We start from the raw sequence: 12,812 nt of genomic DNA, 5'->3' as shown, positions 1-12,812 counted from the left end.
GCCTCGACCGCCTGTTGCAAAGCGAGTGCCTATTTTCCCGTGAACACCGCCTTGCGCTTTTCGATGAAGGCCTGCACGGCCTCCTTGTGATCCGCGGTCGTGGTCAGGCGCACCAGCCGTTCGGCCTCATGGTCGCGCGCGGTTTCGAAATCGAACAGCACGGCTTCGTCGAGATTGTCCTTCATGTAGCGCAGCGCCAGGCGCGGGCCTTCGGCGAGCGACTTGGCCAGCGCGAAGGCTTCGGCTTGCAGCCTGTCATCGGGCACGACGCGGTTGACGAGGCCGATCGCTTCGGCCCGCACCGCATCGACGCGGTCGCCGGTGAACATCAGCTCGCGGGCTCGCGCGGTGCCGACGAGACGGGTGAGCAGCCAGGCGATGCCGTAATCGCCGGAGAGCGCGATGCGGGCATAGCCGGTGGCGACGAAGGCCGATTGCGCGGCGATGCGGATGTCGCAGGCCATCGCGATGGCAAGCCCGGCGCCGACCGCGGGGCCGGGGAGGGCGGCGATGGTCGGCTTGCGCACCGACACGAGCGCGCCGGTGAGCAGCCGTTGCCGTTCCTGCAGATCGGCGACCTTGTCGTCGAACGACATTTCGAGCTTCTTCGGGTCGCGATGCGCACCCATGCCCTTGACGTTGCCGCCGGCGCAGAACGCTTCGCCGGCGCCGGTGAGCAAGAGCGCGCCGACATCGGGATTCTCGCCGCAGGTCCGGATCATCGTGCGCAGCGCCGGCGTCAGCGTGTCCGACAGCGAATTACGCGCCTCCGGCCGGTTCAGCGTGATCACCGCGACGCGGTCGCGGATGACGCAGAGGAGTTCATTGGTGCCGGTGTCGATGACGGTTTCGGTGGTCATTGATCCTCCCTGTTCTTGTTTGGCTCTCGTAGGGTGGGTTAGCTGAGCGGACTGCGCCTAGCGCAGACCGCTCAGCGTAACCACCTCTTTTCAGACACGCGGTGAATAAAGAGGTGGGTTACGCCTTCGGCTAACCCACCCTACGGCAGTCAGGCCTCAAAACTTCTCCACCCAGGGCCGCAGCTCGAGCTCCCAGCTCCAGGCGCTGCGCGGCTGCTGCAACACGTTCCAATAGCTCTGCGCGATCGCGTCGGGATCGAGCATCGAATCCGGCTTGTCCTCGGCTTCCGTCCGCGCCGCGCTGCGGATGCCGCCGTCGATCACGAAATGCGCGACATGAATGCCTTGCGGCGACAATTCGCGCGCCAGGCTCTGCGCGAGGCCGCGCAGCGCGAACTTGCCCATCGCGAAGGAAGCCGACTGCGCATATCCCTTGACGCTGGCCGAGGCGCCGGTGAACAGGATCGCGCCGTGCTTGTTCGGCAGCATGCGTTTTGCCGCCTGCTGCGCCACCAGGAAGCCGCCATAGGCGCTGATCGCGATCGCCTGCGCCACATCGGCCGGAACGAGATCGACGAACGGCCCGCGGGTGCGGCCGCTGGCGTTGTAGACGACGAGGTCGGGCGTGCCGATCTCGCGCTCGACGAGGCCGAACAGGCGCTCCACCTCGTCGGGCTCGGTCGCGTTGCAGGCATAGGCCTTGGCGCCGGTCTCGCTGCAGAGCGCGCCCAGCTTCTCGATCTTGCGCGCGGCGAGCGCGACGCGAATGCCTTGCGCAGCCAGCAAGCGCGCCAGCGAAGCGCTCAGGCCTTCGCCGGCGCCGACGATAAGGGCGATCTTGTATTTCGGATGTTCCATGGTGTGGTCTCTCGGAAGCAGGAAGCTCCTGATCTATGCATGGCTTTTGCGAACAGCCAGCCGGCGCGATCACAATTCCGCAGAGCGAATTGCTCCTTCACGGTGATCATGCCTCCCTGACGATTTGCGGCTTTATCGCACCCCGCGACTGGAGCATGATCGACATCATCCCAAGCGGCAAGCGCTAAAGTGGCGCGGAATGTCCGCAGGTTGCCGAAACGAAGAGGACGATCATGCATAAGCCGGCCCCAGCGCAGCCAAGGAATGTCGCGGCCGAGCAGTCCGGCCTGCTGGCGCCCGACACCACGGGCATGAATTTCTACCGCGCCGATCCCGCGCTGACCGACCTGCTGCGTATCCATCTGCCGGAAAATCTGTTCCGTCATATCGAGCCGCATCTCGATCGCCTCGGCGAACTCGCCGGAGGCCGGCTCGACGACTGCGCGCGGCTCGCCGACCGTCATACGCCGGTGCTGCACCAGCGCGACAAGTTCGGCCGCGACGTGCAGTGGATCGAATATCACCCGGCTTATCGCGAACTGGAGAACGCGGCGTTCGGCGAGTTCGGCATCCATGCGCTCTCGATCCGCAAGGGCATCATGGGCTGGCCGGACAAATATCCTGTCGTCGCCAAGCACGCCTTCACCTTCCTGTTCAACCAGACCGAATTCGGCATGGGGTGCCCGATCAACGTCACCGACGGCTGCGCCAAGCTGCTGGCGAATTTCGGCGATGAGGCGCTGAAGGCGAAATATCTGGACGGTCTGACCCAGACCGACATGGGCAAGCTGACGCAGGGCGGCCAGTTCATGACCGAGAAGGAGGGGGGCTCCGACGTCGGCACGCTGACCACGCGCGCCGTGCAGGAAGGCGATCATTGGCGTCTCTACGGCGAAAAATGGTTCTGCTCGAATGCCGACGCTGAGGTCGTGATGCTGTTGGCGCGCCCCGAGGGCGCTGGCCCCGGCACGCGCGGCGTCGGCCTGTTCCTGATGCCGCGCTTCCTCGACGACGGCGCGCAGAACCACTACCGGATCGTGCGTCTCAAGGACAAGCTCGGCACCCGCTCGATGGCCTCCGGCGAGATCAAGCTCGAAGGCGCCATCGCCTACGCGGTCGGCAAGCTCGACCGCGGCTTCGTGCAAATGGCCGAGATGGTGAATTCGTCGCGGCTCTCCAACGGCGTCAAATCCACCGCGCTGATGCGCCGCGCCTATCATGATGCGATGACGGTCGCGACAAACCGCGTCGTGTTCGGCCAGCGCATCATCGACCTGCCGCTCGGCCGGCGCCAGATGCTGAAGATCATGCTGCCGGTCGAGCAGGCGCTGTCGATGAGCTTCCTCACGGCAGATGCGCTCGACCGTGCCGAGGCCGGCAGCCAGGATGCGGCTGCGCTGCTGCGCATCCTCACCCCGACGCTGAAATTCCGCGCCACGCGCGATGCGCGAAAGGTCTGCGGCGATGCGCTCGAGATGCGCGGCGGCATCGGCTATATCGAGGAATTCGCGACGCCTCGCCTGCTGCGCGACGCGCATCTCGGGTCGGTCTGGGAAGGCACCGGCAACATCGTCGCGATCGATGCGCTCAGGCGCGCAGTCGGCCGCCACGGCGCGGAATCTGCGCTGGCAGCCGATCTGCATGCCCGGCTCGACGACAGTGCATCCGTGCCCCAGGCTTGGCGCGACAAGCTGCGCGGCTTCGTCGATCGTGCCGTGGGTTTTGCGCGCGAGGTTGCGGCGACATCCGAGAACGAGGCCGATGCGCGTCGTGCGACGAGCCTGCTCTATCATGTCGCCAGCGCCGTCGCTCTCGCCTGGGAGGCACATCGCATCCACGAGATGCGCGGCGATGCGCGCCGGCTGCTGTTGTCGCGGCTGGTGATCGACCATCGGGTGGCACCGAGCGATCCGTTCCGGCTCACGGAAAATGCCGCGCAGGCCAGGATCGCCGCGCTGCTGCTTGGCGACAGCTCAGCCGGCATGAGCGAGGTTGGCGAACTGGTTCTGGCAGCGTAGGCTGCACGCCACGATCAAACCAAGAAACGCGACAGGGAGTGCTCGATGAAGGCCGCCGTCCTCTATGAAGTCAACCAGCCGCTCGTCATCGAGGACGTCAGCCTGCCGAAGCCGGGCCCGCGCGAAGTCCTGATCCGCACCACGGTCGCCGGGCTCTGTCACTCCGACCTGCATTTCATGGAAGGGCTCTATCCGCATCCGCTGCCCGCGGTGCTCGGCCACGAGTCCGCCGGCGTGGTCGAGCAGGTCGGCTCCGATGTCACTTACGTCAAGCCGGGTGACCACGTCGTCACCTGCCTGTCGGTGTTCTGCGGCACCTGCGACAACTGCACCACGGGCCGCACGGTGCTCTGCACCGACACCACCGTGAAGTTGCTGCCGGGCGCCTCGAACCGGATGCAGTGGTCCAAGCCTGAGAAGCTGCACCAGTTCCTCAATCTGTCGTCCTTTGCCGAACAGATGCTGGTGCACGAGAACGCGATCGTCAAAATCCGGAAAGAAATGCCGCTCGATCTAGCCGCGCTGATCGGCTGCGGCGTCATCACCGGCTATGGTGCGGTGGTGAATACCGCGAAGGTGACGGCGGGCGAGACCGTGGCCGTGATCGGCTGCGGCGGTGTCGGCATGGCCGCGATCAACGGCGCGCAGATCGCGGGCGCCGGCCGCATCATCGCCATCGACACCAATCCGGCAAAACTCCAGCTCGCGACCAAGCTGGGTGCGACCGACATCATCAACCCCGCCGACGGCGACGTCGTGAAGCAGGTGCGCGATCTCACCAATGGCGGCGTGCATCATTCCTTCGAGGTGCTCGGCCGCAAGGAGACCGCCGAGCAGGCATTCGGCATGCTCGCCTCCGGCGGCACCGCCACCATCGTCGGCATGATCCCGTTCGGCCAGAAGATCGAGCTGCACGGTTTCGATTTCCTGCGCGAGCGCCGGATCCAGGGCTCCTCGATGGGCTCGAACCATTTTCGCGTCGACATGCCGCGCCTGGTTGACTTCTACCTGCGCGGACGGCTGCATCTGGAGGACTGGATCTCGGCGAAATTGAAGCTGTCCGAGATCAACGAGGGCTTTGCCAACATGAAAGCCGGCAAGACGCTGCGCAGCGTGATCGTGTTCGACAGCTAGCACAACCGACGCCGGCGCCGCCCGAAAATTGAAATCAACGCGATGCGGCCGGACTGTCGGCTGAGGCGCAACGCTGCTCCTTCACGAGGAGCAGCGTCATGGCCGTGGCAAGTCCGGCGACGAGCATATACGCGACGGATACGTTCAGGCCGGGACCCGCGAACAGCAAATAGGAGAACAATCCCGCAGTCGACACGGTGAAGCCAAGCCAGGCAAACCTCGGAAAGCGAAATCCACGTTCGCCATGCCGGAGATCGAGCACGAGGTAGAACACCAGAAAGGTGTTGCAGAGCGCCGCCGGCAACAGACCCATGACGATCTCGCTCTCGAATGCGAGGTAGGATAACACGCCATCGACCTGGGCAATCACCGCGAACGGCAGATAACGCAGATTGAGGCAGGCCAGGGCGATCGCCGCAAGCTCGAAGCCGTAGAAATAGCGCTCGTGCATCTTCGGAAGCAGGTACGGCATGAGGATGAGCGATACGCACGCGACCAGTAGAATGAACTCCGGCCCCGTCCGCCTGGACTGTGCGATGAAGATCGATAGGGCGAGCCCGCTCGCCGCCGCGAGCACGAGGCCGGCGGCGACTCCGACTGCGTACGGCGTTCCTCCTGCGAACACCCAGATGTTCGCTGCATTCATGGTCAGGTGATGAAATGAGTTGGCCTGGCCGAGATAGATCCCGAGGACGGAGACCAGGGATCTGCCAGCGACGAGAACCGGAATGGCGAGGATCGCATAGGCTGCCGGAATGGCTGCAAGCCATGCCACGTGGATCTTGCGGCGCAGGATCATGCCCAGCACGAACGGCCCCAGGAAGACGCCCTGGGCCTTCACCGAGCAGGCCACTGCGAATGGCAAAACCCCGTTTCGGTCCCGCATGAACATCGCCACGGAAATCAGCGCGAAGAAGGTCCAGATCGAATCGGCCTGTCCCCACATTGCGCCGTTGAAGAGCACCGTCGGCGCAAGCCACACCGCGCAGAAGGCCAGGGATGCGCGCAACGGAACGCCTGTAACTCGCCAGACCATCCGGGCCACAACGATCGCGCAGCCGAGCTCGAATATGGCCGAGATCATCTTCACGAGGGAGAGCGGCTGGCCCAGCCCATCAAATCGGGCGGCGATCAGCAGAAGGTAGCTGTAGAACGGCGTGTAGTTGGTGAAAGCCTCGGCCAGCCCGGCAATGCCGTGATCTCGCGCGAAGGTATACCAGGTGATGTACTCGGCGGCGTCGGCGGTCGCGTGTTCCCGCGCGAGGTAACGGAGCACGATGCCCATGAGCCCGCACCCGACCGCTACCGCAATCGGAGTGCGCCATCTCTCGAGCCGCGTCTCATCTCGATTGACGCGATGATAGGGGTCGCGGAGCGCGCCTATCTCGATTGTGTCGTTTGTCACGCAATCACTCTCGCCGGATTTGAGCGGTACCCTCGCCGGGGAGACACTCCGAGCTTCGCAGCGTGTCCTCGTGACATGCTCGAGATCGATGCCCTGAGGGGACCTCTCGTCACTTGCGATTTTGACGGGCGAACGATTGCCAGCTGGATAAATGTCAGATCAGCGGTTTGCCCATTGCTCGGGAAAAGATTGTTTGGTTAGCGATCTCTTTATCGCAGTCGTCGAATGCCCTGCGGCCCGAGGGGGAAAGGCAGCGTGCGGCCTCACCGCGACACGTGTGCCGACACCGCGAGCCACTTGCCATTTTGCTTTGCCCAGCAATCGGTGTAGCGCCCCGTCGCCTGCTGGCCATCCGCCGTGGTGTAGCTCGTCGCGGCGTGGATGACGGCGAAGTCGCCCATGATGCGGATGATGACGTCGCGCTCTTTCAAGTTCCGGATCGTGATCGGCCGCGCGGTCTGCTCCAGGAAGGCGGCACGGTCGACCAGCGTCTTGTCGGGATTGGAGCAATAAAACTCCGTCGCCAGGATTTCGTCGAAACGCTTGACGTCGCAGTTCTGCACGGAGGCAACGTAGTCACGGTTGAGGGCGGTCAGTTGATCGAGGTCCTGGCTCATGGTGCTTCCTTTCCGTCATTCCGGGGCGCGCGACGCGCGAGCCCGGAATCGCGACGTTGTCGTCCTCCGTCATTGCGAGGAGCCCGCGACAAAATTGCGAAGCAATTTTTGCGCTGGCGACGAAGCAATCCAGACTGTCACTTCGAAAAATTCTGAATTGCTTCGCTTCGCTCGCGATGACGGGAAGAACTAATCATTGAATAATGGCGGCGGCTGGAACCCGCCGAACTCACGCTCGATCAGTTCAGCGAGCCTGAGCGGCGTACGGTCTTCGAGGAAGGGGCCGATGATCTGGACGCCGACCGGCAGCCCGTCCTTCGACAGGCCGAGCGGAACGGCCGTGGCCGGCAAGCCCGTCAGCGTGGCGATGCCGGGCCAGGCAAGCTGGTCCGGATAAACATGGTCCTTGCCGTCGATATTGATTCGGCGCTTCTCCTGCTCCGGCGAATGATCATGCGGATAGGCGGGAGTCGGCATGATCGGGCAGATCACCGCATCGAATGTCCTGAACAAGTGCCGCCACTGCGCGCGCAGCCCGGCGCGCGCGCCTTCGTCGAACACCCAGGCCTGATGGCTGGAGGTCATGCCGCGCAGCCGCTCGGCCGCGAGGCTCTTGTCCTCGGGTGAGAGATGCGCCGCACCGGCCCGCGCGCCGGCGAGAATGTCCGGCGGAAAGAACGCGCCCAGGAAGCCCATCAACATGCGCATGTAGAGGCGCGAGGCTTCCTTGAAGTCCGGAAACAGCGGGCTTTCGCGCGCGACGCTCGCGCCGGCGCCCGTCAATCGCCCTGCCAGCGTCTCGATCGCGCCGCGAATGTCGGAATTCGCAGGCAGCAACGGATGGCTGTCGATCACGAGCAGGCGGAAATCCTTCAGCCTGTCGTGGCGTGCGTCCGGCAGCGCCAGCTTGTATCCGATGCCGAGGTCGACCGGATCGGGACCGGCCATCACGTCCAGCAGCAGCGTCAGATCGGCCGCACTCCGGGCCATCGGGCCGATCACCGCCATATCGCGTTCCATCGGGACCGCAGGAAATGGCGGCGGCGTATGGCCGCGCGTCGGACAGAGATTGTATGTCGGCTTGTGCGCATAGACGCCGCAATGGAATGCCGGCACGCGCAGCGAGCCGCCGATGTCGGATCCGAGCGAGAGCGGTCCGTAGCCGGCCGCCAGCGCTGCCGACGAGCCGCCTGATGAGCCGCCGGGCGTGCGGCCGAGATCGTATGGATTGTTCGTCGTGCCGTAGATGTCGTTGTAGCTCTGCCAGTCCCCCAAGCCCACGGGAACGTTGGTCTTGCCGAGAATGACGCCGCCCGCGTTCTTCACCCGGGAGATCGACAGCGCGTCCTCGGTCGGCTTGAAATCCTTTTGCGGCGTCCAGCCCCAAGTTGTGGGCAGGCCCGCGATGTTGAAGGATTCTTTCACCGTCACCGGAATTCCGAGCAGCGGTTTTCTTTCGCCGCGCGCCAGCGCCACATCCGCCTCGCGTGCCGCACTGCGGGCGCGATCAAAATCCCGCACGCAGATCGCGTTGACCTTGCCGTCGTGACGCTCGATGCGGTCGATGGCATCCTGGGTAAGCTCGACCGCGGAGACCTTCTTTGCGGTCAATGCGGCCGAAAGTTCGACCGCGCTCTTGAAACTCCATTCCGATCTGGCCACGGCGCTTCTCCTGCTCTCGTTGTCGGAGGATGATGCGCAGTTTGCCCGAATGCTGCAACGACTGTTTGATCGCGATTGATGTGCCGGCGAGACGGAACGGAAGGAGTTCAGGAATTCGCCGTCATCGCCCGCCTAGTCCGCAATTGCGCACAGGGGCGGGCAATGACAGCGAATGTGAGGCCACTACGCCGCCCCGATCAACACGCCCACCGCGAGCACGATCGCGCCGCCGAGCACGATCTGGAATACGGCCTGGAGGAACGGCGTGTCCATATAGCGGGAGCGAATGAAGGCGATCGCCCACAATTCGAAGAACACGACGACGCAGGCGATCGCCGTTGCGATCCAGAACGCGTTGGCCCAATGATCCGGCACCAGATAGGGCGCGGTGTGGCCGAGGCCGCCGAGCGTGGTCATCGCGCCGCAGGTGACGCCGCGCAGCCAGGGCGAGCCGCGCCCGGTGAGCGATCCGTCGTCGGACAGCGCCTCCGCAAAACCCATGCTGATGCCGGCGCCGATCGATGCGGCGAGGCCCACAAGAAACGTCTGCCAGTTCTGGTGGGTGGCGAAGGCCGCGGCAAACAGCGGCGCCAGCGTCGAGACCGATCCGTCCATCAATCCGGCAAGGCCCGGCTGCACGTACTGCAACACGAACATGCGGCGATTGGTGCGATCCTCCTCGGCGCGGACGTCGGAATTCAGGATCTCGCCCGTCAGCTTTGCGGCGGTCTCCTCGTGACTTTTCTCGGCTTCGGCGAGATCGCCGAGCAGGCGGCGCACGCCGACGTCCTGGGCCTGTTCGGCGGCCTTCACGTAGAAGCGCTCCGCCTGCATCTCCATTGTCTCGACTTCCCTGCGGATGGCGTCGAGCGACAGGTTCTTGGTCAGCCAGACCGGGCGGCGGCGCAGGAATCCCTTGACGTCCTCGCGCCGGATCGGCGGCAGATGCTTGCCGAAGCGCTGCTCGTACAATTCCAGCAACATGTGCCGGTGGCCGCGCTCCTCCTCGGCCATCTCCTCGAAGATTTTTGCCGTGTCCGGGTAACGCTCGCGAAGGTCCTCGGCGAAGGTCATGTAGATGCGGCTGTCCTCCTCCTCGGAGGAGATCGCGACCGCAAGCACCTCGCGCTCGGTCAGGTCGGCAAAATTCTTCACGGCGGCCCTACATCACTAGTTTAGAACTATTCTAAACTATATAGAGGGCCGGAGTTCCCGGGTCAAATCAGGCCGTGCCGGCTTTGGCCAAGAAGTCGAGCAGCAGCCGGCTCACCTCGGCGGGTTGCTCCTGCTGCACCCAATGGCCGGCGCCGTCGACGAGATGGCAGCCGAGCATCCTTGTGCAGCCGCGCCCCTGCATCGCCTCGAACACGCCCGGACGCTGGTAAGTGCCCCAATCCTGCTTGCCCGAGATGAAGCATGAGGGCACGTCGATGCTGCGTGCTGCAAACAGCTGCATCTCTCTGTTGAGCATGCCCGATGTGCCGTAGCGATACCATTGCAGCCCGCCCTGGAATCCGGTGCGGCCATATTCGGCGCTGTAATAGGCGAGGTCGCTGTCCGGCAGCCATTGGTTGGCGGCGATCGCGGCGGGCGAAGGCATCTCCTTGGCGACCGTCTCCGCCATGGTCTCGTTCAGATCCATCACGTAATAGGTTGGCAGCTTTGCGAGTTCGTCCGCCGACCACGACGCCAACGGATAAGGCTTGTTGTCGGTCCAGTCCGCGCTCTTGTGATGATAATAGGCGCGCAGGAAATCATGCACGCCCTGCGGCGCGTGCTGCATGTCGGCATTGGCCGGGCGTGTCGCATAATACCATTGATAATGTTTGCGCGGCCGCGGCAGCGCGGCGAGCTCGCGATGCACGGGGTCCTCCACCGCAGGCTTTGCCGGAGCATCGACCGTACCAAACGGCAGCGCCGGCGGTCCGCCGAACGGCGCGCTCATCATCGTCACCGAACGAAACACGTCGGGCCGGATCAGCGCGCACCAGGCCGCGACCGGGCTGCCGAAATCATGCCCGGCCAGATCGACTTGCCTATAGCCGAACGCCGACACCAGGGCGAGTGCATCGCGCACGAGATTGAGGAGTGAGAACGGCGCAAGGTCGCCGTCGTAATCCGCAGTCCATCCCGTCGTGCGGCCATAGCCGCGCTGGTCCGGCGCAATCACGTGATACCCGGCCGCAGCCAGCGTCGGCATCACCTTGCGCCAGGAGAAGGCGAGCTCGGGAAAGCCGTGCAGCAAGAGGAGGCATGGCCGCCCCGTGGTCTCGAAGCCAGCCTCCAGCACATGCATGCGCAAGCCGTTGATGCCGTCGACATAACGCGAGCGGATTCCGGCGGGCAGGGGGATGTCAGGGAGTGCGGTCATCGTGTCTCTCCACTCGGGTGGAATCGTAGGGTGGGCAAAGGCGCGCATCGCGCGCCGTGCCCACCATCTTTCCGCGACGCGTCTGGCATGGTGGGCACGCTTTGCTTCGCCAACCCTACGGCATCTCGCTAGATGGACTCACACACGAACGCATTGCCCTTGCGCCGGATCTTCCCCACCGAGGGCGACGGGAAATGCGCGGTGCAGCACAGCGTGTCGGTGTCGCAATAGCGCTCCAGGAAGCCGCGCCGCGTTTTCGCTGCCGCGGCTGGATCGACGTCGAACTTGATCGACAGCTCCGGATAGAGCGTCTGCAGCGGCGAGTGCATGAGATCGCCGGAGAACACGGCATCGTCCTTGCCGCGGCCCATCGTGACGGCGATATGCCCCGGCGTGTGGCCCGGCGTCGGCAGGATGCGGACGTGATCGCCGATCTCATGATCATTGCCGACGAGCTCGTGGCGTCCGGCCTCAACCACCGGCAGCACGCTGTCGGCGAAGGGGGCCACCTGCGCCTTCGCGTTCTGCTCGGTCCAGTGGTCGAATTCCTGCCTGGCGAAGACGTAGCGCGCCTTTGGGAAGGTCGGCACCCAGCGGCCGTTCTCCAGCCGCGTGTTCCAGCCGACGTGATCGACATGCAGATGCGTGCACATCACGAAGTCGATGTCCTCGACCGCAAAGCCGGCGGCGCCCAGCCCGCGCAGATAGGTGTCGTCGGTCTTCATGTTCCATTTCGGCCGAGGCCGCGGCTTGTCGTTGCCGATGCAGCTGTCGACCAGGATGGTGTGATGCGGCGTCTTCACCACGTAGGACTGGAAGCACAGGAGCAGCACGTCCTGGTCATCCAGCGCCCTGGCTTGCCGCATCCATGCCCGGTTCTCGGCCAGTACCTCGGCCGTCAATCCCGGCAGCATCTCCAGCGCCGGGACGAACGAGGTCTCCTGCTCGATGATTCGATGGATGGTGAGATCGCCGACCGAGAACTTCAGGCTCATGAGAACTCCGCGTTTACAGCATGATCCGGACCCGGAGGGCCGCGATAGCGCAAAGTGTTCAGCGGTTTTCCGACAAGATCATGCTCAAACAACAACCCTAAAGCGCGATGATCTTCATCGCGCTTTAGGCGGCCGGCGGCACAGAGATCTTGACCGAGGGCCGCTCCAGCATCTTCTGATGGAAGGCGTCGAGCTTCGGATAGGCCTTGCGCCAGCCGCAATCGGCGAAGCGGAAGTCGGCATAGCCGAGCACGCAAACGAGGCCGATCTGCGAGATGTCGAACGGGCCGTTCAGCACCTCAGGCATGTTCTCGAACCGCGCCATGCCGGTCCACGCCCGGTTCCAATGGTCGTCCGACCAGGCCTGCCATTGCAGGCCCTGCGGCCGCACCATCTTCTCGTAGCGGCACAGCAGCATGGAATCGAGCATGCCGTTGATCAGGGAATGATTGGTCTTGGCCTTCCAGCGCGCGGGACCGTAACCGGGGATCAGGGCGCCGCCGGCGGTCTCGTTGAGATATTCAACGATGACGTAGGAATCCAAAATGACGTCGCCGTCATTGGTGATCAGCACCGGCAGCTTCTTCAGCGGCGTGATCTTCGAATAGTCCTCATTGGCCGTGCCCGGCGCGACGCTTGCGGGCACGAGCTCGATCTTGTCGATCAGCCCGAGCTCGATCGCGGCGATGCGCACCTTGCGGGCGAAGGGCGAGGCGGGGGAGAAGGTGAGTTTCATTGGAAATAACCTCTATCCAGACACACAGTCCTCATCCTGAGGAGCGCGCCCCTTGGCGCGCGTCTCGAAGGATGGACAACGAGGGACGGTCGCTCTTCACCCGGCGCGAACGTCGGGCGACTGTGCTTGTGGCGCATCCTTCGAGACGCGCGCGTT

11 protein-coding genes are annotated in these 12,812 nt (G+C 64.2%); 2 read left to right on the top strand and 9 right to left on the bottom strand.

The annotated features are described in order from the left end of the window. Window positions 1–29: 29 nt before the first annotated feature. Together XI03_RS26140 and XI03_RS26135 are read right to left on the bottom strand one after the other, a co-directional pair. On the bottom strand, window positions 30–860 hold the full coding sequence (locus XI03_RS26140) for an enoyl-CoA hydratase (protein WP_271593693.1): 831 nt from the start codon (window positions 858–860) through the stop codon (window positions 30–32). 156 nt (window positions 861–1,016) lie between these two features. Continuing rightward, on the bottom strand, window positions 1,017–1,718 hold the full coding sequence (locus XI03_RS26135; protein ID WP_271593692.1) for an SDR family oxidoreductase: 702 nt from the start codon (window positions 1,716–1,718) through the stop codon (window positions 1,017–1,019). Window positions 1,719–1,951: 233 nt separating this feature from the next. Between XI03_RS26135 and XI03_RS26130 the strand changes: the two genes are divergently transcribed. Next, window positions 1,952–3,736 carry an acyl-CoA dehydrogenase family protein gene (locus XI03_RS26130; RefSeq protein WP_271593691.1) on the top strand — a complete coding sequence of 595 codons (1,785 nt, stop codon included), beginning with the start codon at window positions 1,952–1,954 and terminating at the stop codon, window positions 3,734–3,736. A 45-nt stretch (window positions 3,737–3,781) separates the two neighbouring features. Then, window positions 3,782–4,870, top strand: coding sequence for a Zn-dependent alcohol dehydrogenase (locus XI03_RS26125; RefSeq protein ID WP_028140641.1), 1,089 nt, complete (start codon window positions 3,782–3,784; stop codon window positions 4,868–4,870). 34 nt (window positions 4,871–4,904) lie between these two features. On the opposite strand, the gene XI03_RS26120 is transcribed toward XI03_RS26125, so the two are convergent. The 7 genes from XI03_RS26120 to XI03_RS26090 all read right to left on the bottom strand — a co-directional run bounded on the left by XI03_RS26120 (window position 4,905) and on the right by XI03_RS26090 (window position 12,656). Beyond that, on the bottom strand, window positions 4,905–6,155 hold the full coding sequence (locus tag XI03_RS26120) for a hypothetical protein (RefSeq protein WP_271593690.1): 1,251 nt from the start codon (window positions 6,153–6,155) through the stop codon (window positions 4,905–4,907). A 383-nt stretch (window positions 6,156–6,538) separates the two neighbouring features. Beyond that, the gene (locus XI03_RS26115) at window positions 6,539–6,892 is read right to left on the bottom strand and encodes a nuclear transport factor 2 family protein (RefSeq protein WP_028140639.1); all 354 of its coding nucleotides are present in this window, start codon (window positions 6,890–6,892) and stop codon (window positions 6,539–6,541) included. Between the two features lie 189 nt (window positions 6,893–7,081). Further along, the gene (locus tag XI03_RS26110) at window positions 7,082–8,554 is read right to left on the bottom strand and encodes an amidase (RefSeq protein ID WP_271593689.1); all 1,473 of its coding nucleotides are present in this window, start codon (window positions 8,552–8,554) and stop codon (window positions 7,082–7,084) included. Window positions 8,555–8,737: 183 nt separating this feature from the next. Continuing rightward, window positions 8,738–9,709 carry an iron exporter MbfA gene (gene mbfA / locus XI03_RS26105; RefSeq protein WP_271593688.1) on the bottom strand — a complete coding sequence of 324 codons (972 nt, stop codon included), beginning with the start codon at window positions 9,707–9,709 and terminating at the stop codon, window positions 8,738–8,740. A gap of 67 nt (window positions 9,710–9,776) precedes the next feature. Beyond that, the gene (locus XI03_RS26100; protein ID WP_271593687.1) at window positions 9,777–10,925 is read right to left on the bottom strand and encodes an alpha/beta hydrolase; all 1,149 of its coding nucleotides are present in this window, start codon (window positions 10,923–10,925) and stop codon (window positions 9,777–9,779) included. 128 nt (window positions 10,926–11,053) lie between these two features. Then, window positions 11,054–11,920, bottom strand: coding sequence for an MBL fold metallo-hydrolase (locus tag XI03_RS26095; RefSeq protein ID WP_271593686.1), 867 nt, complete (start codon window positions 11,918–11,920; stop codon window positions 11,054–11,056). Between the two features lie 124 nt (window positions 11,921–12,044). Next, entirely contained in the window at window positions 12,045–12,656 is a 612-nt protein-coding gene (locus XI03_RS26090; RefSeq protein WP_028140635.1) for a glutathione S-transferase family protein, read from the bottom strand. Window positions 12,657–12,812 lie beyond the last annotated feature (156 nt).

This window comes from Bradyrhizobium sp. CCBAU 65884 (genome assembly GCF_028128835.1).
GTDB classification, from domain to species: domain Bacteria; phylum Pseudomonadota; class Alphaproteobacteria; order Rhizobiales; family Xanthobacteraceae; genus Bradyrhizobium; species Bradyrhizobium ottawaense.
Note: the sequence above shows the minus strand (reverse complement) of the source record. Positions and strands in the feature narration are given on the sequence as shown.

What these genes read in the sequence shown, in the direction of transcription:
- XI03_RS26100 (WP_271593687.1), bottom strand. Translation starts at nt 10,925, where the DNA reads ATGACCGCACTCCCTGACATCCCCCTGCCCGCCGGAATCCGCTCGCGT.
- XI03_RS26115 (WP_028140639.1), bottom strand. Translation starts at nt 6,892, where the DNA reads ATGAGCCAGGACCTCGATCAACTGACCGCCCTCAACCGTGACTACGTT.
- XI03_RS26095 (WP_271593686.1), bottom strand. Translation starts at nt 11,920, where the DNA reads ATGAGCCTGAAGTTCTCGGTCGGCGATCTCACCATCCATCGAATCATC.
- XI03_RS26120 (WP_271593690.1), bottom strand. Translation starts at nt 6,155, where the DNA reads ATGGGCATCGTGCTCCGTTACCTCGCGCGGGAACACGCGACCGCCGAC.
- XI03_RS26090 (WP_028140635.1), bottom strand. Translation starts at nt 12,656, where the DNA reads ATGAAACTCACCTTCTCCCCCGCCTCGCCCTTCGCCCGCAAGGTGCGC.
- XI03_RS26130 (WP_271593691.1), top strand. Translation starts at nt 1,952, where the DNA reads ATGCATAAGCCGGCCCCAGCGCAGCCAAGGAATGTCGCGGCCGAGCAG.
- XI03_RS26125 (WP_028140641.1), top strand. Translation starts at nt 3,782, where the DNA reads ATGAAGGCCGCCGTCCTCTATGAAGTCAACCAGCCGCTCGTCATCGAG.
- XI03_RS26135 (WP_271593692.1), bottom strand. Translation starts at nt 1,718, where the DNA reads ATGGAACATCCGAAATACAAGATCGCCCTTATCGTCGGCGCCGGCGAA.
- XI03_RS26140 (WP_271593693.1), bottom strand. Translation starts at nt 860, where the DNA reads ATGACCACCGAAACCGTCATCGACACCGGCACCAATGAACTCCTCTGC.